Below are 22,236 nucleotides of genomic sequence, written 5' to 3'. Positions count from 1 at the left end.
TGGGTCACATTCACACGAGGCAACTTTCTTCCGTCCCGTCACATCTCCACAGTCGACGCACGGTTGGTCACTCACTGATCACCGATCGACAGGGATTTGCGAAGTATTGCCATGTATCGCACGGAAACCAGGTTTTTAGTCTTTACATGGACATGACGCGTCCGAAAGGGTTCGTACGGGGCCCGACCAGCCCCCATGGTGCTCAACGGCGCCATGCGTCAGGGCGGTTGGCGAACCCGGCCGCCCTGCAAGGAAGGACCCTCATCTGTGCGTAGGCCGCATATACGCAACGTGGCGGTCGCCGTCGCCGTGACGACGGCCGCCACCGGCCTGGCGGGTACCGCCTTCGCGGGCCCCGCCACGGGGACGAACCATGCCGCCACCGCCGACGCCTCCGACGCGTCCGTGGTGTCCGCAGCGAGAGCCGCCGCAGTCGCCCACGCCTCGGCGACCGGTGTCGCCCAGGGCGACGAACTGCAGGCCGAGGACGTCATGATCGACCCGGAGGGCGCCCGGCACGTCCGGTTCACCCGCACCCATCAGGGCATGGCGGTCCTCGGCGGCGACCTCGTCGTCCACCTCACCGAGAAGCTGGCGTACGCGGGTGTCACCCGCGCCGCCGGCCACACCGTGAAGCCGACTGCCGCCACCTCCGCCAAGCTGTCGGCCGGCCAGGCCCAGCAGAAGGCGGCTGCGGCCGCCAAGGGCGATGCCGGAACCGCCGAACTCGTCGTGGACGCCCGCGACGGCGGGTCCGCGCTCGCCTACCAGGTGCGCGTGAGCGATGCCGACACCGAGAGCGGCGGCTCCAGCACCGTCGTCATCGACGCCGTCACCGGCAAGGTGCGCAGCAACACGCCCGACAGCGACGCGTTCATGTCGCCCGGACTGCTCGACAAGCTGCGCCAGCACGGCGAGAAGCTCGACCCCGCCACCGGCGCCGGCTCGCAGGCCGCCGGGGTTCTGGCGTCGTCGTCGGCGTCCGCCGCCGCACGCTACCCGTCGACGGCCCACGGCACCGGCAAGTCCCTCTTCGTCGGCCAGATACCGCTGACCACCACCCGGACGGCGCGCACCAGCTACCTGCTCAAGGACCCCACCCACTGGGGCACCGAGACCCGGGACGCCAAGGGCCAGGAGCTGGAGAGCTTCGGTCGCGGCAAGAAGATGTCCACGAGCAACGACGTCTTCGGCAACGGCGCCACCACCAGCAGGAACAGCGCCGCAGCCGACGCCCAGTACGGCGTCACCAAGACCCTGGACTTCTACAAGAAGACCTTCGGGCGCAAGGGCATCGAGAACAACAGCAAGGGCGCCCACGCCATGGTCCACTTCGGCAAGAAGGTGGCCAACGCGTTCTGGGACTCCACCTGCGACTGCATGCTCTACGGCGACGGCGACGGTGACATGTTCAAGAAGCCGCTCGTCGTCCTCGACGTCACCGGCCACGAACTCACCCACGGCGTCGTGGACGCCACCGCGAAACTGGAGCCCACCCGCGTCGACGCGCAGGGCAACCAATACGGTGAACCGGGCGCGCTCAACGAGTCGCTGGCGGACATCTTCGGCTCCAACGTCGAGTTCTTCACGAACAACGCGAAGGACAAGCCGGACTACCTCATCGGCGAGAAGCTCGGCCTGGACCAGAAGTTCCTGCGCCGTCTCGACCACCCGTCGCTGGACAAGCTCGAGGGCACGATCGACTACTGGTCGCCCCAGGTCTACGACGCCGAGGTGCACGCCGGCTCCGGTGTCTCCTCGCACGCGTACTACCTGCTCGCCGAGGGCAGCGGCCACAAGACGATCGGCGGGGTCAAGTACGACTCGCCGACCTTCGACGGCTCGACGGTGAAGGGCATCGGCCGTACCAAGGCCACCGCCATCTTCTACCGCGCCCTGACCCGCTACATGGTCTCCACGACCGACTTCCACGGCGCGCGCGTCGCGACGCTGAAGGCGGCCAAGGACCTCTACGGGCAGAGCAGCACCGAGTACAAGACGGTCGACCAGGCCTGGTCCGCGGTCGACGTCACCACCGCCAACACCCCGGCCGCGCATCACTGACCGGGCGGCAGCCGACTCCCGCGGCACGGTGGACGCCGTGCCGCGGGAGGGCAGGTGTAACCGCTGATCGCCTACTGCGCGGGGCAGTTGACGGCACGGGAAGGCCACCGGAACCTCACAGGTGACCTTCAGGCGAATCCTGTCTCTTTTATTGACAGCGGAAATTAAGGGCCATAGGTTCCCGAGCCATGCGCTCGACCCCGCCTGCCGAGACGTTCCCGGCGCACACGCCGGCCGCCTCGCAGATCTTCACCACGGTCCTGTCCCAGGGCCCGCTGACCCGGCTGGAGGCCGCCCGGCGGGCCGGGTTGTCGGCGGCGGCCGTCACCAAGGCGGTCCGTCCGCTGCTGGCGGCCGGCTACCTGGTGGAGACCGCCGCCGAGGAGGCACCCCCGACCCTCGGACGGCCCGCGAACCTGGTCCAGGTGAACGACGGCCGGGCCCTGTTCATCGGCGTCAAAGTGACCGCGGGCGAGCTCATCGGCGTACTGACGGACCTGCGCTGCCGCATCCGCCTGGCCCTGCGCACCTCGCTGACGGACCGCCAGGACACCTCCGTACTGGCCTCGATGACGAAGCTCGTGCACGAACTGCACACCGCAGCGGAGGACTTCGGAGCGCCGGTCCTCGGCCTCGGTGTCGCCGTCTCCGGCGACGTCGACCGCGCCGAAGGGGTCGTGCGCTATTCGCCGTTCCTCGGCTGGCGGGACGTTGCCCTCGCCGAACTCGCCGCAAAGGAGACCGGGCTGCCGGTCACCGTCGACAACGACGTCCGTGCCCTGACCGTCGCCGAGCAGTGGTTCGGGGCCGGCGCCGGCTTGTCCGACTTCGCCGTGGTGACCGTCGGCGCCGGTATCGGCTGCGGACTGGTGGTGCACGGCCGCGTGGTCTCCGGCGCGCACGGTGTGGCAGGCGAGATCGGCCATGTCACCGTCGACCCGGCCGGACCGCCCTGCCACTGCGGCAACCGCGGCTGCGTGGAGGCGATCGCGGGGGACGCCGCGATCGTCCGCCGGATCCGCGAGACCACGGGAGCCGAGGTCGCCGGCACCACCGAGGCCGTGGCGCTGGCCCACCGGGGAGTCGCCGGAGCCCGCGAGGCGTACGCCAGGGCGGGTGAGGCGATCGGCCGCGGCATCGCCACCGTGGCCAACCTGTTCGGCCCGCAACGCGTGATCATCTCCGGCGAGGGCCTCGCCGCCTACGACCTGTTCGCCGGGCAGATCCGCGACTCCTTCGCCGCGGCCGCCTTCGGCTCCGCCGCCCACTGTGACGTACAGACCCGCCCGCTCGCCTTCGAGGAGTGGGCACGCGGGGCCGCCGCCACCGCGATCCAGTCCTTCATCACCCCCGACGACCCGCCCCCGAGCCGCTGAACCGACTCCCCCTGGAGGTACGACCCATGCGGTCATCCTCGTACTCCGCCATGCCCGCACGCACCCTGAGAGCCCTGGTGGTCCTGGCCCTCGCCGCCGGTGCCGTCGCGGCCGTCCCCACGGCCCACGCCGAGACCACCGTGCCCTCGGCGCCGGCAGCTCTCGCCGCCAAGCCCTATATGGGCTGGTCGAGTTGGAGCATGCAGTCGTCCAAGTACCCCGGCCTCAACCCGGACGGCGACTACAGCTACCTCACCGAGGCCAACGTCGCCAAGCAGACGGACGCCCTGGCCGCCAAGCTGAAGAAGTACGGCTACGAGTACGTCAACATCGATGCCGGCTGGTGGCGCGACAACGGCTGGAAGCCCGAATACGACGAGTACGGCCGCCAGAAGGCCGACCCGAAGCGCTTCCCCGACGGCATGAAGCCCGTCGCCGACCGCATCCACTCCAAAGGTCTCAAGGCCGGCATCTACCTGCCCGCCGGCCTGGAGAAGGAGGCGTACAACGACGGCAGGTCGCCGATCTGGAACGCCGAAGGCTGCACCACCGCCGACATCGTCTACGGCGACCTGCGCACCACCAACGGCTGGGACAGCTCCTACAAGCTCGACTTCTCCCGCCCCTGCACGCAGAAGTACATAGATTCCCAGGCGCAGTTGATAGCAGGCTGGGGCTACGACTTCCTCAAGCTCGACGGTGTCGGCCCCGGCTCCGGAAAGAGCGGTGACCAGTACGACAACGTTGCCGACGTGGCCGCCTGGAACAAGGCGATCGCCGCCACCGGCCGCCCGATCCACCTGGAACTCTCCTGGTCCCTCGACATCGGCCACGCCGCCGACTGGAAGAAGTACTCCAACGGCTGGCGCATCGACACCGACGTCGAGTGCTACTGCAACACCCTCGTCAGCTGGGAGAACTCCGTCGACGACCGCTGGGACGACACCCCCGGCTGGACCCGGCAGGCCGGCCCCGGCGGCTGGAACGACCTTGACTCCCTCGACGTCGGCAGCGGCGAGATGGACGGCCTGACGAAGGCCGAGCGGCAGAGCTACGCCACCCTGTGGGCCATCGCCAAGTCCCCGCTCTTCACCGGCGACGACCTCACCCGCCTCGACTCCTACGGCCTGTCCCTCCTCACCAACAAGGAGGTGATCGCCGTCGACCAGGGCGACAGCCCGCCCGCCCGCCCGATCACGCCCTCGGACCCGCAGCAGGTGTGGGCCGCGAAGAACCCCGACGGCAGCTACACCGTCGCCCTGTTCAACCTCGCCGGCAAGCCCGCGGCAGTCTCCGCCCCCTGGGCCTCCCTCGGCTTCACCGGCAAGGCCGCCGTGCGCGACCTGTGGAACCACGAGAGCCTCGGCACCCTCAAGGACAAGGTCACCGAGGCGCTGCCGGCCCACGGTTCGCGCCTGTTCACCGTCACCCCGCGCGGCCAGGCCCTCGACTTCACCGGCTACGAGGCCGAGTCCTCGGCCAACACCCTCGCGGGCAACGCCACCGTCGCCGACTGCGCCGCCTGCTCCGGAGCCAAGAAGGTCGGCAACCTCTACCTCGGCGGCAAGCTCACCTTCAACGACATCTCCGTCCCCAAGGCGGGCACCTACCAGGTGAAGATCGCCTACGTCAGCGGCGACGCCCGCTCCGTGGCCGTCTCCGCCAACGACGGTGGCGGGACGGACCACAAGTTCCCGTCGACCGGCGACTGGGGAACCGCCGAGACGGTGAGCATCCCGCTGACCCTCGAGGCCGGCTCCAACACGATCACCTTCGACAGCGGCAGCGGCTACGCGCCGGACATCGACCGGATCGACGTACCGAAGTCCTCCTGACCCCCTTCGTAGGAGCCGCCATGAACACCGATCCGTCCCATCCGCTGCCCAGACGCGACCTGCTCGCCCTCGCCACGACCGCCGGCCTGGCCCTGGCCGGCCTGCCCGCCTTCACGGCCCACGCCGCACCGGAGCGTCCCGACAACTCGGCCTCGAACACGAGCAGTTCACGCGACACGCTCTGGTGGCAGGCACCCGCCGACGACAACTCAATGATCGAGCAGGGGCTACCCGTCGGCAACGGCCGCCTCGGCGCCCTCGCGAGCAACGACTCCGGACGCGAGCTGCTGCTCATCACCGACGCCACCATGTGGACCGGCGGCCTCAACGACGAGCTGGACGCGGACGGTCAATTCCCCTACGGCCGCGACGACTTCGGGTCCTTCACGCTCCTCGGCCGGCTGACGGTGGACATCCCCGACCACGACCTGGGCGCCGTCTCCGGCTACCGCCGCACCCTCGATCTCGCGCGGGGCGTGGTGACCACCTCCTACGTCCGCTCAGGCGTGACGTACGAGCGGCAGATCTTCGCCAGCCGCCCCGACGACGTGCTCGTCCTGCACTTCACGCAGAGCGGCGGCGGCCGCTACACCGGGACCGTCACGCTGGAGGGCACGCACGGCGAGGGCGCCTCGACCGCATTCGGTGCCGCGCTGCCCAACGGCCTGAAGTACGGAGCCGCCGTCACCGCCCACGGTACGGGCGGCCGCGTCACGGTCGCCGGCGCGCAGATCGGCTTCACCGGCTGCAAGGACCTCACCGTGGTGGTGAGTGGCGGCACCAACTACGCGCCGGACGCGGCCAAGGGCTTCCGCGCCCCCTCCCACGACCCCCAGCGGCTGGCGCGCACGAAGGTCCGCGACGCCGCCGCCCACTCGGCGGACACCCTGCTGCGCACCCATGTCGCCGACCACCGCGCCCTGTTCGGGCAGTTCGACATCGCGCTCGGCACGTCGTCCACCGGGCAGCGTGCCCTGGACACCTGGGAGCGGATCAGGGCACGTACGGAGACGGGCGATCCCGACCCCGAACTCGAGGCCGCCTACGTGCAGTTCGGCCGCTACCTGATGATCTCCGGCTCGCGCGGCAGCCTGCCGCTCGGCCTCCAGGGACTCTGGCTCGACGGCAACGACCCGGCCTGGATGGGCGACTACCACACCGACATCAACATCCAGATGAACTACTGGATGGCCGACCGGGCGGGCCTGTCCCCCTGCTTCGACGCGCTCACCGACTACTGCGTCGCCCAGCTCCCGTCCTGGACCGACCTGACCCGCCGCCTGTTCAACGACTCCCGCAACCGTTACCGCAACTCCAGCGGCAGGAGCGCCGGCTGGACCCTCGCCATCTCCACCAATCCCTATGGCGGAGGCGGCTGGTGGTGGCACCCGGCGGGCAACGCCTGGCTGTGCAACACCCTGTGGGAGCACTACGAGTACACGCAGTCACGGGCCCATCTGAAGAGGATCTATCCCCTCCTCAAGGGCGCCTGCGAGTTCTGGGAGGCGCGGCTGCTCACCACCACCCTCCCGGGCAGCTCCCGCGAGGTCCTGATCGCCGACAGCGACTGGTCGCCGGAACAGGGCCCGCTGGACGCCAAGGGCATCACCTACGCCCAGGAACTCGTGTGGGCGCTGTTCGGCCATTTCTGCACTGCGGCAGCAGAGCTGAAGTGTGACAATAGGTATGCGGCGACGGTTTCCGGCCTCCGCAAGCGGTTGTACCTTCCGCAGGTGAGCCCGAAGACCGGCTGGCTGGAGGAGTGGATGAGCCCCGACAACCTCGGTGAGACCACCCACCGTCACCTCTCGCCCCTTGTAGGGCTCTTCCCCGGAGACCGCATCCGCCCCGACGGCTCCACCCCGGACGACATCGTGGCCGGTGCCACCGCCCTGCTCACCGCGCGCGGCATGAACAGCTTCGGCTGGGCCAACGCCTGGCGCAGCCTGTGCTGGGCCCGCCTGAAGAACGCCGACAAGGCCTACCAGCTCATCGTGAACAACCTGCGCCCCTCGTCCGGCGGGAGCAACGGCACCGCCCCCAACCTGTTCGACATCTACGAACTGGGTCCGGGCGACGGCGTCTTCCAGATCGACGCCAACTTCGGCACCCCGGCCGCCGTGACCGAGATGCTCCTGTACTCCCGCCCGGGCCACCTCGAACTCCTGCCGGCGCTGCCAGGCGCCTGGGCGGCGTCGGGCTCGGTGCGGGGCGTCGGGGCCCGCGGCGGCTTCGTCGTCGACCTGAGCTGGCGGGACGGGAAGCCGACCGAGGCGCGCATCCGCAGCGTCGGCGGCCGCACCACGACCGTCGCCCACGGCGGCACCTCCAGGTCCGTCACCCTGGAACCCGGCGGCTCCGTCACGCTGAGGGACTTCGCCCGGTGACGGCCCGTCTCGCCCGTGCCGGCCGCCTCGGCGCCCTCCTGCTGCTGGCCGGTGCCGTCCAGGCAACCCCGGTGCACGCGTCCGCCGATCACCCCAAGTTCGTGGTGACCGGTGCGCCGGTGGACCGGCGTGACGTCGTCACCTGGGCCGCGAGCGCCGACCGCATGGGCGCGGCGGTGGCCGGGCGCGCCTACCGGCTCGTCGTGCACACCAGCGCGGCGGGCAGGGACATGCGGATCCGGCTCTCCAACGCCTTCGGGGACCGGCCGGTGACCTTCGACAGCGTCTACGCCGGCGTCCAGAAGCAGGGCGCCGAACTGGTCCACGGCAGCAACCGCCCGCTGACCTTCGACGGCGCCCGCTCCGTCACCGTCCCCGCGGGCGGCGCCACCCTGAGCGACCCCCTGCCCGGCCGGCTCCCCGCCGCGACCGACCTCGTCGTCAGCATCCACTCCCCGGACGCGGCGGGCCCCGCGACCGGACACTGGATGGCCATGCAGACGTCCTACGCCGCCCAGGGCGACCACACCGCCGAGGAGGGCGGCGAACCCTGGACGGAGGTGCTCGGCTCCTGGTTCTACCTGGACGCCGTCTCCGTGCGCACGCTCGCGGGAACCGGAGCCGTCGCCGCCCTCGGGGACTCCATCACCGACGGCTGGGCGTCCTCCAGCGACCTCAACCGCCGCTGGCCCGACTACCTCGCCCGCCGGCTCCTTTCGGCCGACACCGATGTGCAGGGCGTGGCGAACGAGGGGATCTCCGGCAACAAGGTCCTGGCGGACGGCGGCGGACCGAGCGCGCTGAAGCGCCTTCAGCGCGACGTGCTGTCCCAGCCCGGCGTCCGTACCGTCTTCCTCTTCGAGGGCGTCAACGACATCAAGGCCCACCCCGGGGCCACCGCCCAGGACCTGATCGCCGGTTACCGGCAGATCGCGGAGCGGGTCCACGCGGCCGGCAAGTGCGTCGTCGCCGCCACCGTCGGCCCGTACAAGGGCTGGTCGGAATGGGACGCGGCCGGCGAGGAGGTACGCCAGGACGTGAACCAGTTCATCCGCACCAGTGGGGACTTCGACGCCGTCACCGACCTCGATCACATCCTGCGCAGCCCCTACGACCCCGAGCGCATGCTGCCCGCCCTGGACAGCGGCGACCATCTGCACCCCGACGACAAGGGTATGCAGGCGATGGCCGACGCCGTCGACCTGAAAAGTCTCGACTGCGCCGGCCGCTGAGGTCAGCCCGACGTCGTCGGCTCCGGTGCGATCAGACCCTGCCGGTAGGCGATCGCCACCGCCTCCGTACGGCTGGCGGCGCTCAGCTTGCCCAGGATGTTGGAGACGTGGACGCTGGCCGTCTTGCCCGAGATGAACAGCTCCTCGCCGATCTGCCGGTTGCTGCGGCCGCGCGCGAGCAGCCGCAGCACGTCCTGCTCGCGGGCGGTCAGCGGTGAGGCACGCTCCCGGTCCGGCGGGGTGTCGGCGAGGCGGCCGCGGCGTATCAGGCCGTCGATCCGCTCCAGGAGGGGAACCGCGCCGAGCCGCTCGGCCACCGCTCTCGCCTCGCGCGCCTGGACGGCCGCCTCCTCACGCCGCTCGGCCACCAGCAGCGCCTCGGCGAACCGCACTTGGCTCCGCACATGCTCGTACACATCGCCGTAGCCGAATGCGGCCACCGCCTTCTCCCAGGCCGCCGCGTCCGGCCCGGACACCGCGCGCAGCCACTCCGCCTCGGCGCGGGCCAGCCAGGCCAGTCCCTCGGGCCCCTGCGGGTTGCCGTCGTCGTCGCGCAGGGCCGTCTCCCGGGCCAGCTCGACCAGTTCGTCCGCGGTGTCCTTCCAGCGGCCGGCCTCGCCGCCGGCCGTCCGCAGCTCCACAGCCGCGTCGGCGACCGCCGACAGCGCGAGCGCCGCCAGCCGGACGGTGAGGTCGGGGCGGTGGCCCGCGTCGTCGGTCAGCGCGTCCATCGTGGCGCGCGTCCGCTCCACGGCCGCCTCCGGCTCACCCCGCAGCACGGCGGCCTCGGTCAGCGCGATGCCCGCGACCAGCGTCGCCATCCAGTCGAAGGGACCCTCCAGCAGACGCCGGGCCCGCTCGAGGGCGCGCAGGTCGCCGCGGGCCAGCGCCACATACAGCGCGGGCCCCACGGTGTAACCGCCCGCGGCGGGCAGCACGGCCTCGTCGGCCGCCGCGGCCCGCGCGCACTCGTCCCAGCGGCCCAGCGTGTACAGCACCAGCAGATGCAGATAGCGCATCTCCAGCGGATACGGCGACGACAGCAGCCCGGCGCGGCGGGCGCGGTCCAGGCCCTCGGTCACCCAGGGCAGACAGCCCTCGAGATCGCCGGCCTCGAAGGTGCCGACGGCGAGGTTGAACAGGGCGCGCATCTCCACCGGTGCGTTCGCCGCCTGCCTCGCCAGCTCCCGGGCCTCCGTCAGCAGCTCCCGGCCCCGGGCGCTGCGCCGGCCGCCGCTCTCCAGGACGGCAAGCGAGATCAGGAGGTCGGCCTGTGCGTCCGTGACCCGCAACTGCTCGGCGACGCGCAGGGCCTGGCGGGCGACCCGGCGTGCTGTCTCGTTCTCCCCGATGTGGCGGGCCGCAAGGACATGGGTGGCCGCCGCCCACACCCAAGTCCGGGTCGGCGGCTCGGCGGGGATCATGGCGAGCGCCTCGCTGCTGTAGGCGAACGCGGCCGTCAGGCTGTCGACGCTCATGAGGTTGCCGGCCAGCGTGTAGCGGACGCGGGCCCCGAGTTCGAAGTCGGTGTCCTGGCCGGTGCTCGCGAGCGCGGAGCGGGTCAGGGACACCGCCCGGTGCGACTCGCCGGCGTGTGCGGCCGCAGCCGAGGCGCGCAGTGTGAGCGTCACCCGGTCGACGCCGTCGCCCGAGGGCCGCGCCGCCGGCTCGACCGACGCCCACAGGTCGAGGGCGGTCTCCAGGTGCCGTAGCTCCTCGGCGGGTGCGCCCACCCGCTGGGCGTGGTCGGCCGCCTCCAGGGACGCGGCCAGCGCCTCGGGCAGGTCGTGACTCTCGCGGTAGTGATGGGCGCGCTCGGCCGCGCTCTCGGCGGAACGGCCGCGCTCGGCGAGCAGGCGGGCGAACGCGCCGTGCAGCCGGGCCCGCTCGCCCGGCAGCAGGTCCGCGTACACCGCCTCCCGGGCCAGCGCGTGCCGGAAGGCGTACGTGTCGCCGCCCCCGGGGACGAGGAGCTGGCGGCCGATCGCCTCGCGCAGCGCCGCCTCCAGTTCGTCCTCGGGGAGGCCGACCGCGTCCCGCAGCAGGTCGTGCTCCACGCGACGCCCGGCGACCGCTGCCGTACGCAGCACCTGCTGCGCGGTCTCGGACAGCTGCTCCACGCGGATGAGGAGCACGTCGGCCAGCCCGCTGGGCACGCCGCCCGCGGCCGGGTCGGTGGCGGCGAGCAGTTCCTCCGCGTAGAAGGCGTTGCCCTCGGCGCGCTCGACGATGCGCCGGACCGTGAGGTCCGGCAGCGGGCGGTCCTGGAGGGACCGCACCAGCCGGGTCACCTCCCGGTCGGCCAGCGGCCGCAGTTCGAGCCGCTCAACGGCGGGCAGCCGCACCAGCTCGGCCAGCAGCGGGCGCAGCGGATGACGGCGGTGCAGGTCGTCCGCGCGGTAGGAGGCGAGGACGGCGAGACGGTGGGTGGGGGCGCCGCCCGCCGGTCGCTGCAGGACACCCCGGCTGAGCAGGAAGCGCAGCAGGTCCCGGGACGACTGGTCGGCCCAGTGCAGGTCCTCCAGGACCAGCAGCAGCGGAGCTGCGTCGGCGACGTCGGCCAGCAGCCCGGCCATGCCCTCGAAGAGCCGCAGCCGCCCGCCCGGGTCCCGCGCCGCGTCCGTCCCCGAGCCGAGCAGCCGGTCCACCGCGGGATGTGTGGCCAGCACCGGGGCGAACCGCTCGTCACCCGCCAGCAGACCGAGGATCTCGGTGAAGGGCAGATACGGCAGGCCCACGTCACCGAGGTCGACGCAGTGCCCGGTCAGCACGGTCATGCCGGCGCCGGCTGCCCGCCGGGCGGCCTCGTCCAGCAGACGCGTCTTGCCCACTCCCGCGTCCCCCGCCACCAGTACTGCTGCCGCCTCGCCGCCGCGGGCACGCTGCAGCACGTCGGCAAGTCGGGCGAGGTCCTCGCGGCGGCCGACCAGAGGGGTGGTGAGCGGGGTTTCGGACACGCATTCATCCTTCCACGGAGCACTGACAGAGCTGTCGGCACGCGTCACCGGGCGGTGCGGGGCCCCGCACCGCCCGGTGACGCACCTGTCGGTCAGCCCCTCAGGACCGCAGCGTCTTCGTCCAGTCAGCCGGTACCCGCCCGGCCGGGCCGGGTGCGGGCTGGTCCGCCGGATGGCTCTCCGGCGGTGCGAGGCCGGGGCCGGAGTCGTAGAGCTGCGAGCTGCCGAAGTCCCAGAACCAGCCCTCGCCCGGCTCGTAGCTCTGGATCACAGGGTGGCCGGTGGCCCGGTAGTGGGCGGTGGCGTGTTTGCCGGGGGAGTCGTCGCAGCAGCCGATGTGGCCGCACTGGGCGCACCGCCGCAGATGGAACCACCAGCCGCCGGCCTCGTCGCACTCGACGCATCCGGCGCCGCTCGGTGGAACGCTGGGGTCGATTCCGTTGGCGCTGGTCATGCGGGCTCCTCGGGGGTCTCGTCGGCCGGGGCGGTCAGCGGGAGCAGGACCTGGAAGCGGGTGTCGCCGGGTTCGGACTCGACCTGGAGGCTGCCGTGGTGCTTGTTGACGACGATCCGCCACGAGATGTCCAGCCCCAGCCCCGTGCCCTCGCCCACCGGCTTGGTGGTGAAGAACGGGTCGAAGATACGGCCGCGGATCTCCTGCGGCACGCCGGGTCCGGTGTCGCGGAACTCGACGAGCAGCATGTCGCGCTCCAGCGCCGTGCGGACCGTCAACGTGCCTTCTCCGCCGACGCTGTTGACGGCCGACACCGCGTTGTCGATGAGATTGGTCCACACCTGGTTGAGCTCCGCCGGGTAGCCCGGGACCTTCGGCAGCGTGCGGTCGTAGTCCTTGACGACCTCGATGCGCGAGCCGATCTTGCCGGACAGCATCAGCAGGGTGCTGTCGAGGAGTTCGTGGATGTCGGCGTTCTGGTAGGGGGCGCGGTCGAGCTGCGAGTACTGCTTGGCGGCGTCCACGAGATGCGAGATACGGGTGGTCGAGTCGTTGATCTCGTCCATCAGCAGCTCGGTCTCGACGGTGTAGTTGAGCCAGCCGATCGCGTTCGGCAGGAGCTCCTCGTCCACGGCCGCCGCGACCTGGTCCAGCCAGTCGACGTCGAGACCGGCCTGCACGAAGGTGGGCGCGATCCGCCAGCCATCCTGGATGTCGTGGTCGTCCAGCCAGTCGGAGAGCGTGTCCTCCCGGTCCGAGGCCTCGAGCGGGCTCAACGTGGGTGCCTTGGCGACGCGTTCGGCCGTGCGCTCCTGAATGTCGATGAGGTTGGCCATCACCTCGGGGGTGTACGAGCCCTGGGCGATGATGGCGAGCTTGTGCCGCATCTTGCCGACCCGTTCCCGCAGCGTGGCGGTGGCCCGTACGGCCGCGGCGGCCGGGTTGTTGAGCTCGTGCGTGAGTCCGGCGGACAACGAGCCGAGCGCCAGCAGCCGTTCACGCTGGCCGACGGCACGCTGCGTGCTCTTCGAACCGAAGAACACCCCCTCCAGCAGGTGGACCGCCATCGGGAACCACTCCTGCATGATGGCCGCGAACGTGTCCGCGGGCAGCACGAAGAACCGCGTCGGCTCCGTGACGCGCATGGAGTTGTTGTAGACCTGGCGGACCCGGTCCCCGATGTAGGCCTGCATGGCCCCCGAGTACACCCCGGGCTGCGAGGTGCGGGTGACCTCCACGTCGTCGGCGCCCACCCGCCGGGACAGCACGACGGTGCCCTCGACCATCACGTAGAAGCAGGTGGCCGGGTCCCCCTCCGTATAGACGGGTCCGGGTTCGAACTGCTCCACCCGCCCCTCGCTGCACAGCCGTCCGAGCTGCTCGGGCGTGAGCTTCTCGAACAGGAACAGCGAACTGATCTCCTGCGGGCTGCAGGGCATCAACTGCCCGCTCACGACTGCTCCAGATACCGGTGGACGAGCATCACGGCCATGGCTCCCTCTCCGACGGCGGACGCGACGCGCTTGGCGGACTCGGCGCGTGCGTCGCCCGCCACGAACACGCCGGGAATGTTGGTCTCAAGGTGATAAGGCGGCCGGTCCAGCTCCCATTCCGCGGGCGGCCGCCCGTCCGCGGTGAGGTCGGGCCCCGCGAGGATGAACCCGTGGTCGTCGCGCAGCACCGTGCCGTCCAGCCAGTGGGTCAGCGGGGCCGCGCCGATGAACACGAACATCCACTGCGCGTCGACGAGTTCGGTCTGCCCGGTGTCCATGTCGCGCAGGGTGAGCTGCTCCAGGTGGTCGGAGCCGTGCGCGGACTCGACGACGGTGCGCGTACGGACGGAGATGTTCGGCGCCTCGCCGATCTGCTGGATCAGGTAGTACGACATCGACGCGGACAGGTCGGAGGCGCGCACCAGCAGCGTCACCGACTTCGCGCCCCGGGACAGGTACATGGCCGCCTGCCCCGCGGAGTTGGCGCCGCCGACGATGTAGACGTCCTGCCCCTGGCAGGAGGACGCCTCGGTGAGGGCCGAGCCGTAGAACACCCCGCACCCGGTCAGGTCGTTGCAGCCCGGCGCCTCCAACTGCCGGTAGGAGACGCCCGTCGCGAGGATCACGCTGTGCGCGGCGACCGCGGAGCCGTCGGAGAACCGCACCGTCCTCGCGGCTCCGTTGACCTCGAGGCCCGTCACCTCGCGCGCGGTGAGGACCTCGGCGCCGAACTTCGCCGCCTGCCGCCGGGCCCGGTCGGTGAGCTGCGCGCCGGACACGCCGTCCGGGAAGCCGAGGTAGTTCTCGATCCGCGAACTCTGCCCCGCCTGGCCGCCGGTCGCGGAGCGCTCCACGAGCACCGTGCGCAGCCCCTCGGACGCCCCGTACACCGCGGCGCCGAGCCCGGCGGGCCCGCCGCCGATCACGACGAGGTCGTAGAAGTCCGCGGCGGGAGTCGTCGCGAGGCCCACGCGCGCGGCGAGTTCGGGTGCCTCCGGCTCGACCAGCGGCGACCCGTCCGGCGTGATCACCAGCGGCAGCCGCTGCCCGTCCTGCCCGGCCGCGGCCAGCAGCCGCTGCCCCTCGGGCTCCTCGGCGGAGTACCAGCGGTAGGGCACCTGGTTGCGGGCCAGGAACTCCCGCACGTCCGAGGAGCGCGCCGACCAGCGGTGCCCGACCACCTTGGTGCTGGGCACCGGGCGGAAGTCGCTGCACCGCCAGGCCTCCAGGAGGTCGTCCAGGACGGGGTAGAGCTTCTCCTCGGGCGGGTCCCAGGGCTTGAGCAGGTAGTGGTCGAGGTCGACGACGTTGATCGCGTCGATCGCCGCGCTGGTGTCCGCGTACGCGGTCAGCAGGACCCGGCGCGCGCCCGGATAGACGTCGAGGGCCTGCTCCAGGAACTCGATGCCGTTCATCTGCGGCATGCGGTAGTCGGCCAGGATCACGGCCACGAGATCACCGCGCAGCTTCAGCTCCCGCAGTGCGTCCAGCGCCGACTCCCCGGACTCCGCGCGGACGATCCGGTACGACTCGCCGTAGCGGCGCCGCAGGTCCCGGGCGACGGCTCGGGACACGCCCGGATCGTCGTCCACGGTCATGATGACGGTCCGCGCTGCGTCGGACGCCTGTGCCATACGTCTCCACCCCGAGTGGTCGGACCGACGGCACGACGAGCCCTGTCGCTGAGGCGGTCGCCGCGCCGGCTCCCGCCCATCGTATGTTCGATCGTCCCGCTTCGCTCCGCTATAAGGCAGGCGCCCGGTCAGCGGCGGCGTGAGGAGAGCACGCAGAACTCGTTTCCCTCGGGGTCCGCGAGCACCACCCATGTCACGTCGCCCTGCCCGACGTCCACGTGCCGCGCGCCGAGCGCGAGGAGCCGGGCGACCTCGGCCTCCTGGTCGTCGGGGCGCAGGTCCAGGTGGAGGCGGTTCTTGATCGTCTTGCCCTCCGGGACCGGGGCGAAGAGGAGGCCCGGCAGGCGGTCCTTGTCCGGCCGGATCTCGTACTCGTCGGCCGCGTCGTTCACCACGACCCAGCCGAGCGCCTCGGTCCACCACTGTCCCAGCGCCACGGGGTCGGCGGCGTCGACATTGAGTTGCTCCCATTCCAAGGCCATGGCAGCAGCGTAGTGAAGACTGCTCCCGAGCGACGTGACCACGCCACTGGGAGGCACCCACCATGACGCGCCCGATCACCGCGGGAGTCGACGGAACCGAGGAGAGCCTCTCCGCACTGGACTGGGCGGCCCGGGAGGCGGTCCGCCGGGGGCTGCCGCTGCGCGTGGTGCAGGCCTGGCGCTACCAGCCGTACGAGGCGATCGACGCGGCCGACCCGGACACCCAGGCGGGATGGGTGCGCGACGCGCTCGACGAGGCGGTCCGCGGCGTCACCGCGCGCAATCCCCACCTGGACGTCGTCACCGACGTGGTGTCGGGGGACCCGGCCGAGACACTGGTCGCGGCGGCCGCGGAGGCGGAGATGCTGGCGCTCGGCTCGCGCGGGCACGGCCCCGTCGTGGGCTTCCTGCTCGGCTCCGTCGGCCGGCAGGTGATCGCCGGGTCGACGCGGCCCGTGGTGCTCGTACGCGCCGGGGACCAGCCGACGGCGGAGGCGGCCGGCCGCGAGATCGTCGTCGGCCAGCAGGGCGAGCCGGAGGACAGCGCCGACACTCTGCGGTTCGCGTTCGAGACGGCGGCCGCCCGCGACGCCGGGGTGCGGGCGGTGCGGGCCTGGTCGCTGCCGCCGGTGTTCGCCTACAGCCCGGGTTCGATGGCGCTGCTCGACGAGGCGCGCGGTCTGGAGCCGTTCGAGAGGAAGTCGCTCGCCGCCGCGCTGCAGCCGTGGCGGGAGCAGTTCCCCGACGTGCCCGTGGTCGAGCACGTGGAGATCGGCAGCGCGGGCCAGGTGCTGCTGTCGGTGGCCGCGCGGGCCCAGCTGATGGTCGTCGGCCGGCGCGCACGCCGTACGGCCGTGGGGGCGCGCATCGGATCGGTCGCGCACGGAGCGCTGCACCACGCGCCCTGCCCGGTCGCCGTGGTCCCGCACACCTGAGTCACTCGGCGGAGGTGGGCTGCAGCGTCTCGCGGGCCTTCGGCAGGATGTTGGTGATGTAGTCCTCGACCGCCGTGTCCAGCCCTATGTCGTGCTGCGCGCGCTCGGAGAGGTACCAGCGGTGCTCCAGCAGCTCGTGGTAGATCTCCGCCGGATCCATCGAACCGCGCAGGTCGGCGGGTACGGCGCGCACGGTGGGCCGGAAGACGTCCCGGACCCACCGGTGCGCCAGCACCTCGGGGCGGGCGGCCAGGGGGTCGCCGGGCGCGTAGTCGTCCTGGGTGGCCATCCAGCTCTCCAGGTCGTTCAGCAGCCGCCGGGCCTGGTTCTCCTCGGCGTCCAGTCCGGTCAGGCGCAGGAGCTGGCGCTGGTGGTGGCCGGCGTCGACGACCTTGGGCACGAAGGTGACCGTGTCGCCGTTGGAGGAGTGCCCGATCTGCATCTCGGCCACGTCGAAGCCGAGGTCGTTCAGCCGGCGGATCCGGCGCTCGATGTACTGGTACTTGCCCGCCGGATACACCGAGGTCCGGGTCAGCTCCTCCCACAGACCGCGGTAGCGGGCGCAGATCTCCATGCCGAACTCGATCGGGTCCACGGACGGGTGCAGCGCCCCGGACGCCTCCAGGTCCAGCAGCTCGCCGCTGATGTTCACCCGGGCCAGGTCGAGGTCGTACTCCCGCTGTCCGGTGCTGAGTCGGGCGTGCAGGTCGCCGGTCTCGGCGTCCACCAGGTAGGCGGCGTAGGCGCCCGCGTCGCGCCGGAAGAGGGTGTTGGACAGTGAGCAGTCGCCCCAGGCGAACCCGGCCAGGTGCAGCCGGACCAGCAGGACGGCCAGGGCGTCCATGAGGCGGTGCATGGTGGCCGGCCGCATCGTCGTCTCGAACATCGAGCGGTACGGCTGCGAGCCGCGCAAGTGCCGGGTGATCAGCACCGGTTCCAGCGGCTGGTCCTCGCCGTCGACGCGGCCGGTGACCACTGCGAGCGGGTCGACCGCGGGGATGCCGAGCCGGTCCAGGTCGCGCAGCAGCTCGTACTCGCGCAGGGCGGGCCGTTCGGCGAGTTCCTTGACGGCGATCACCTCCGGTGCTCGTCGCGGGCGTAGCGCACGACGTGCCGGGATATGCCGCGCGGCAGGGGGACCAGGTACTCGTCCGGCCACTGTTCCAGCGGCAGCTGCCACGGCAGGGCCAGCAGGAGCGCGGGATGCTCCGGGTTGGTCGCGCTGATCTGCAGTGCCATGGCTCGCGTGTCCTTGCCCTCGCGGTGATCGTCACCTCACCTTAAAGGGCGCGTTCCTTGGCCAGAAGTGCCGCGTCACCCACCGGACCGCGGTGTGCGGGGCCGTGTCCGGGCAGCATCAGATCGCCGTCGAGCGCGGCCAGGACGTCCAACGAGGCCACGGCGCGGACGCGTTCGTGATGGAACATGTCGGGCAGCAGCTGCGGTCCCTCGATCCGCGAGGTGGGGTGGCCGCTGACCAGGGCGTCGCCCGAGATCAGCACCCCGGCGCCCGGCAGATGGAAGGCCGCGTGCCCGTCGGTGTGGCCGGGGGTGTGCACCGGCACGGGCCGGCCGGGCAGGTCCAGCGGACCCACCGTGGGGAAGGGCTCGGGCGAGGCGACCGGCACATGGGTTGTGCCGCCGGAGCGCAGGGCATGCACCGACCAGGGCAGTACGCCCGGCCGCCAGCTGTTCCTCAGCACCTGCCCGATACTCACCTGGTGCAGGAACTCCCGCCGGGCGTGCGGTACTTCGGCCTGGTGGAGGTAGACGGGCGTGCCGTAGGTGCAGCGCAGGAACTCGGCCGAGCCGAGGTGGTCGTTGTGCGCGTGCGTGATCAGCACCGCCGCGACCGCCTCGGGCGCACCGCCCACCGCCTCCAGGGAGGCGAGCAGTTGCTCGCGGTCGCCGGGGTAGCCGGTGTCGATGAGGGTGATCTCGTTCCCCTCGGTGAGGATCACCCAGTTGGTGTTGCTGCCGTGCACCAGGTGGATGCTGTCCGCGACTTGCCGCACGTTTGCCCGCATGATTGCCCCGCGTGGTGATGTGGTCCCTGCCCGACGGCACCAGCAAAGCAGACCCGGACCGCGGCGGAGGCGGCGGGTCCGGGCCAATGTGGGAGCTCAGGGGCGCAATCCGAACAGTAGGCGCATGCGGCGCACCGGGCACGGTGTCCGGCGCACCGCGCACAGAGGGAAGGGCTGCCTCCGGCACCGTCCGCCGGAGGCAGCCCCCTGCGCGCAGCCGAAGCGGCCGCCTCTCCGCCTCACTGCACGCCGTGCGGGCGGAACTGGACGCTGATGCGCGGTCCCGCGGCGCGAGTGGTCTTCGGTACGCAGTGCTCCCAGGTCCGCTGGCAGGAGCCGCCCATCACGATCAGGTCGCCGTGCCCCAGCGGGCGCCGGACGCTCTCGCCGCCCCGCACCGGACGCAGCAGCAGATCGCGGGGTGCGCCGACGGAGAGGATCGCGACCATCGTGTCCTCGCGGGCGCCCCGCCCGATCCGGTCGCCGTGCCAGGCGACGCTGTCGCGTCCGTCGCGGTAGTGGCAGAGCCCGGCCGTGGTGAAGGGCTCGCCCAACTCGCCGGCGTAGTGCGCGGACAGCGCGGCGCGGGCCTCGTCCAGCACGGGGTGCGGCAGGACGTCGCCCGCCCCGTAGAACGCCAGCAGCCGGGGTACGTCCACGACCTGGTCGTACATCTTGCGTCGCTCCGCACGCCACGGCACCTCGGCCGCCAGCTGTTCGAACAGGCCGTCCGAGCCGCCGAGCCACCCGGGCAGGACGTCGATCCAGGCACCGAGGCCGAGCCGCGTCCGGCGGATCCCGTCGAGGGACCCGAGCCGCAGCTGGTCGGTCTGGTCGAAGAGGGAGCCCTGGAGGTGCGTGGTCATGAGACCAGCGTACTCCTCTATTCGAAAATGTGTTCCCATCGCTGCGAGGCTTCCGCGGACTCTTTCGATACATCGCTGTATCGGATACATTCGCGTATCGAACGAGGGAGCGGTCATGGCGGTCGAGGAGCGAACGGAACGGCGCGTGACGCGGCGCCGGGTCCGCACCCGGGTCAACCTCCTCGACGCCGCCTTCGCCGTGTTCGCGGCCAAGGGCTTCGGGCGGGTCTCGATCGAGGAGGTCTGCGTCGCCGCGGGCTACAGCAGGGGCGCCTTCTACTCCAACTTCGACAGCCTCGACGAGCTGTTCTTCGCCCTCTACCGGCAGCGCGCCGACCTGATCGCGGACCAGGTCGCCGGGGCGCTCGCCCAGGACGGCCCCGACCTCGACGTGCCCGCCGCCGTCGACCGCGTCACCGAGGTGCTGCTCCTCGACCTCGACTGGCTCCTGGTGAAGACCGACTTCCTGGTGCACGCCGCCCGCGACGAGCGGGTCGCCGGGACACTGCTGGAGCATCGGGCGCGGCTGCGTTCGGCGATCGCCCGACGGCTCGGCCGGGCACGGGGGTTCGGGGAACTGCCCGCCGTGCTCGGCGACGTCGACGGCGCGGCCCACGCCGTGGTCGCCGCCTACGACGGCGTCACCACCCAACTGCTGCTGGACAAGGACGTCGAGAGCGCCCGCGCCTGGCTCAAGCAACTGCTCACGGCGCTGCTGACCGACGGCAGCTCCCCCCAACCTGACCCTCACTGAGAGAAGGATCGGTCGCCATGGATGCGGACGTCATCGTCGTCGGAGCGGGGCTCGCGGGCCTGGTCGCCGCGCACGAGATCACCAGCCGGGGCCGACGGGTCGCGCTGGTCGACCAGGAGAACGCCGCCAACCTCGGCGGCCAGGCCTTCTGGTCCTTCGGCGGCCTCTTCCTCGTCGACACCCCGGAGCAGCGGCGCCTGGGCATCAAGGACTCCTTCGACCTGGCCTGGAACGACTGGCAGGGCAGCGCCCGCTTCGACCGCACGGACGACGAGGACTCCTGGGCGGTGCGCTGGGCGCGTGCGTACGTCGAGTGGGCGGCGGGGGAGAAGCGGTCCTGGCTCGAGGGGCACGGCATCAAGCTGCTGCCGACGGTCGGCTGGGCCGAGCGCGGAGACCTCAGGGCCGACGGGCACGGCAACTCGGTGCCCCGCTTCCATGTGGCCTGGGGCACCGGCACCGGGGTCGTCGAGCCCTTCGTGGACCACGCCAAGAAGGCCGCCCGCGACGGACTGCTGACCTTCTACCACCGCCACCAGGTCGACGAGCTGGTCATCGAGGAGGGTGCGGCGCGCGGGGTGCGCGGCACGGTCCTCGCCGAGGACACCTCCGCCCGCGGCGTCGCCTCCAACCGCGACGGCGTCGGCGAGTTCGAGCTCACCGCCCAGGCCGTCGTCGTCACCACCGGGGGCATCGGCGCCAACCACGACATCGTCCGCCGCTACTGGCCCGAGCGCCTCGGCACCCCGCCCGCCGAGATGGTCACCGGCGTCCCCGCGTACGTCGACGGCCGCATGCTCGACATCAGTGCCGGGGCGGGCGTGCGGCTGGTCAACCGCGACCGCATGTGGCACTACACCGAGGGCCTGCGCAACTGGGACCCGATCTGGCCGGGGCACGGCATCCGCATCCTGCCCGGCCCGTCCTCGCTGTGGTTCGACGCCCTCGGCCGCCGGTTGCCCGACCCCTGCCTGCCGGGCTACGACACCCTGGGCACCCTCAAGTACCTGCGCACCACCGAGGACATCGCCGACTACGGCCACTCCTGGTTCATCCTCACCCAGAAGATCATCGAGAAGGAGTTCGCGCTGTCGGGCTCCGAGCAGAACCCGGACATCACCGCCAAGGACAAGGCCGCGGTGCTCAAGAACCGCCTCGGCAAGGGCGCGCCGGGACCGGTCGACGCCTTCCTGCGCAAGGGCGCCGACTTCGTGACCGCGCCGACGCTGGAGCAACTGGTCACGAAGATGAACGAGTTGACGGACAAGCCGCTCCTCGACGCGGCCGAACTGCGCCGCCAGATCGAGGCCCGCGACCTCCAGATGGCCAACCCGTACTCCAAGGACTCCCAGATCCAGGGCATCCGCAACGCCCGCCGCTACATCGGCGACCGCCTCGGCCGCGTCGCCGCCCCGCACCGCATCCTCGATCCGGCGGCGGGCCCGCTCATCGGCGTCAAGCTCAACATCCTCACCCGCAAAACCCTCGGCGGCATCCAGACCGACCTCGACTCCCGTGCCCTGGGCGGCGACGGCGACCCGATCGAGGGTCTCTATGCGGCGGGCGAGGTCGCCGGCTTCGGCGGCGGCGGTGTCCACGGCTACAACGCGCTGGAGGGCACCTTCCTCGGCGGCTGCCTCTTCTCGGGCCGGGCGGCCGGACGGGCGGCGGCGCGGCAGAGCGCCTGACCTGCTGATCGGCGACGTGGGGGGGGGGGGGGGGGGGGCGACCCCCCCCCCC

15 protein-coding genes and 1 pseudogene are annotated in these 22,236 nt (G+C 71.8%); 8 read left to right on the top strand and 8 right to left on the bottom strand.

The features are described 5' to 3' along the window. The first annotated feature begins 267 nt into the window (after nucleotides 1-267). The 5 genes from ACGFYN_RS10495 (at nucleotide 268) to ACGFYN_RS10475 (ending at nucleotide 8,894) form a co-directional block, all read left to right on the top strand. Nucleotides 268-2,064 (top strand): M4 family metallopeptidase, encoded by a 1,797-nt coding sequence (locus ACGFYN_RS10495; protein WP_393865388.1) that lies wholly within the window; start codon nucleotides 268-270, stop codon nucleotides 2,062-2,064. Between the two features lie 188 nt (nucleotides 2,065-2,252). Next, nucleotides 2,253-3,440, top strand: coding sequence for an ROK family protein (locus ACGFYN_RS10490; RefSeq protein WP_393865387.1), 1,188 nt, complete (start codon nucleotides 2,253-2,255; stop codon nucleotides 3,438-3,440). Between the two features lie 26 nt (nucleotides 3,441-3,466). Beyond that, nucleotides 3,467-5,275, top strand: coding sequence for an alpha-galactosidase D (locus tag ACGFYN_RS10485; RefSeq protein ID WP_393865386.1), 1,809 nt, complete (start codon nucleotides 3,467-3,469; stop codon nucleotides 5,273-5,275). A gap of 20 nt (nucleotides 5,276-5,295) precedes the next feature. Continuing rightward, complete coding sequence (locus ACGFYN_RS10480) at nucleotides 5,296-7,662, top strand: glycoside hydrolase N-terminal domain-containing protein (protein ID WP_393865385.1); 2,367 nt, start codon at nucleotides 5,296-5,298, stop codon at nucleotides 7,660-7,662. After that, nucleotides 7,659-8,894, top strand: a complete 1,236-nt coding sequence (locus ACGFYN_RS10475) for an SGNH/GDSL hydrolase family protein (protein ID WP_393865384.1) — start codon at nucleotides 7,659-7,661, stop codon at nucleotides 8,892-8,894. The genes ACGFYN_RS10480 and ACGFYN_RS10475 overlap by 4 nt, the downstream gene beginning before the upstream one ends. A gap of 2 nt (nucleotides 8,895-8,896) precedes the next feature. Here ACGFYN_RS10475 and ACGFYN_RS10470 read toward each other — a convergent pair whose 3' ends face one another. From ACGFYN_RS10470 to ACGFYN_RS10450, 5 genes are all read right to left on the bottom strand, one after another. Next, the gene (locus tag ACGFYN_RS10470) at nucleotides 8,897-11,851 is read right to left on the bottom strand and encodes an AAA family ATPase (RefSeq protein ID WP_393865383.1); all 2,955 of its coding nucleotides are present in this window, start codon (nucleotides 11,849-11,851) and stop codon (nucleotides 8,897-8,899) included. Between the two features lie 100 nt (nucleotides 11,852-11,951). Beyond that, nucleotides 11,952-12,305 (bottom strand): UBP-type zinc finger domain-containing protein, encoded by a 354-nt coding sequence (locus tag ACGFYN_RS10465; protein ID WP_393865382.1) that lies wholly within the window; start codon nucleotides 12,303-12,305, stop codon nucleotides 11,952-11,954. Further along, the gene (locus ACGFYN_RS10460) at nucleotides 12,302-13,759 is read right to left on the bottom strand and encodes an ATP-binding protein (protein ID WP_393865381.1); all 1,458 of its coding nucleotides are present in this window, start codon (nucleotides 13,757-13,759) and stop codon (nucleotides 12,302-12,304) included. Before ACGFYN_RS10460 ends, ACGFYN_RS10465 begins: the two co-directional genes overlap by 4 nt. After that, complete coding sequence (locus tag ACGFYN_RS10455) at nucleotides 13,756-15,432, bottom strand: FAD-dependent oxidoreductase (protein WP_393865380.1); 1,677 nt, start codon at nucleotides 15,430-15,432, stop codon at nucleotides 13,756-13,758. Before ACGFYN_RS10455 ends, ACGFYN_RS10460 begins: the two co-directional genes overlap by 4 nt. 128 nt (nucleotides 15,433-15,560) lie before the next feature. Further along, nucleotides 15,561-15,914, bottom strand: a complete 354-nt coding sequence (locus ACGFYN_RS10450) for a VOC family protein (protein WP_393865379.1) — start codon at nucleotides 15,912-15,914, stop codon at nucleotides 15,561-15,563. A 62-nt stretch (nucleotides 15,915-15,976) separates the two neighbouring features. Between ACGFYN_RS10450 and ACGFYN_RS10445 the strand changes: the two genes are divergently transcribed. After that, nucleotides 15,977-16,849 (top strand): universal stress protein, encoded by an 873-nt coding sequence (locus ACGFYN_RS10445; RefSeq protein ID WP_393865378.1) that lies wholly within the window; start codon nucleotides 15,977-15,979, stop codon nucleotides 16,847-16,849. 1 nt (nucleotide 16,850) lies between these two features. On the opposite strand, the pseudogene ACGFYN_RS10440 reads toward ACGFYN_RS10445, so the two are convergent. The 3 genes and pseudogenes from ACGFYN_RS10440 to ACGFYN_RS10430 form a co-directional block, all read right to left on the bottom strand. Then, nucleotides 16,851-18,088: pseudogene (locus tag ACGFYN_RS10440) on the bottom strand (DUF4032 domain-containing protein). Between the two features lie 41 nt (nucleotides 18,089-18,129). Then, nucleotides 18,130-18,876, bottom strand: coding sequence for an MBL fold metallo-hydrolase (locus tag ACGFYN_RS10435; protein WP_393865377.1), 747 nt, complete (start codon nucleotides 18,874-18,876; stop codon nucleotides 18,130-18,132). A 239-nt stretch (nucleotides 18,877-19,115) separates the two neighbouring features. After that, nucleotides 19,116-19,742: an alpha-ketoglutarate-dependent dioxygenase AlkB gene (locus ACGFYN_RS10430; RefSeq protein WP_393865376.1), complete on the bottom strand. Its 627-nt coding sequence runs from the start codon at nucleotides 19,740-19,742 to the stop codon at nucleotides 19,116-19,118. 115 nt (nucleotides 19,743-19,857) lie between these two features. Between ACGFYN_RS10430 and ACGFYN_RS10425 the strand changes: the two genes are divergently transcribed. Both ACGFYN_RS10425 and ACGFYN_RS10420 read left to right on the top strand, forming a co-directional pair. Further along, nucleotides 19,858-20,496 carry a TetR/AcrR family transcriptional regulator gene (locus tag ACGFYN_RS10425; protein ID WP_393865375.1) on the top strand — a complete coding sequence of 213 codons (639 nt, stop codon included), beginning with the start codon at nucleotides 19,858-19,860 and terminating at the stop codon, nucleotides 20,494-20,496. 17 nt (nucleotides 20,497-20,513) lie between these two features. Further along, nucleotides 20,514-22,184 carry an FAD-binding dehydrogenase gene (locus ACGFYN_RS10420; protein ID WP_393865374.1) on the top strand — a complete coding sequence of 557 codons (1,671 nt, stop codon included), beginning with the start codon at nucleotides 20,514-20,516 and terminating at the stop codon, nucleotides 22,182-22,184. The last annotated feature ends 52 nt before the right edge of the window (nucleotides 22,185-22,236 follow it).

The sequence above is a fragment of the Streptomyces sp. NPDC048419 genome, from assembly GCF_043200415.1.
GTDB lineage: Bacteria > Actinomycetota > Actinomycetes > Streptomycetales > Streptomycetaceae > Streptomyces.
This window is presented reverse-complemented; position numbering and strand designations above follow the sequence as displayed.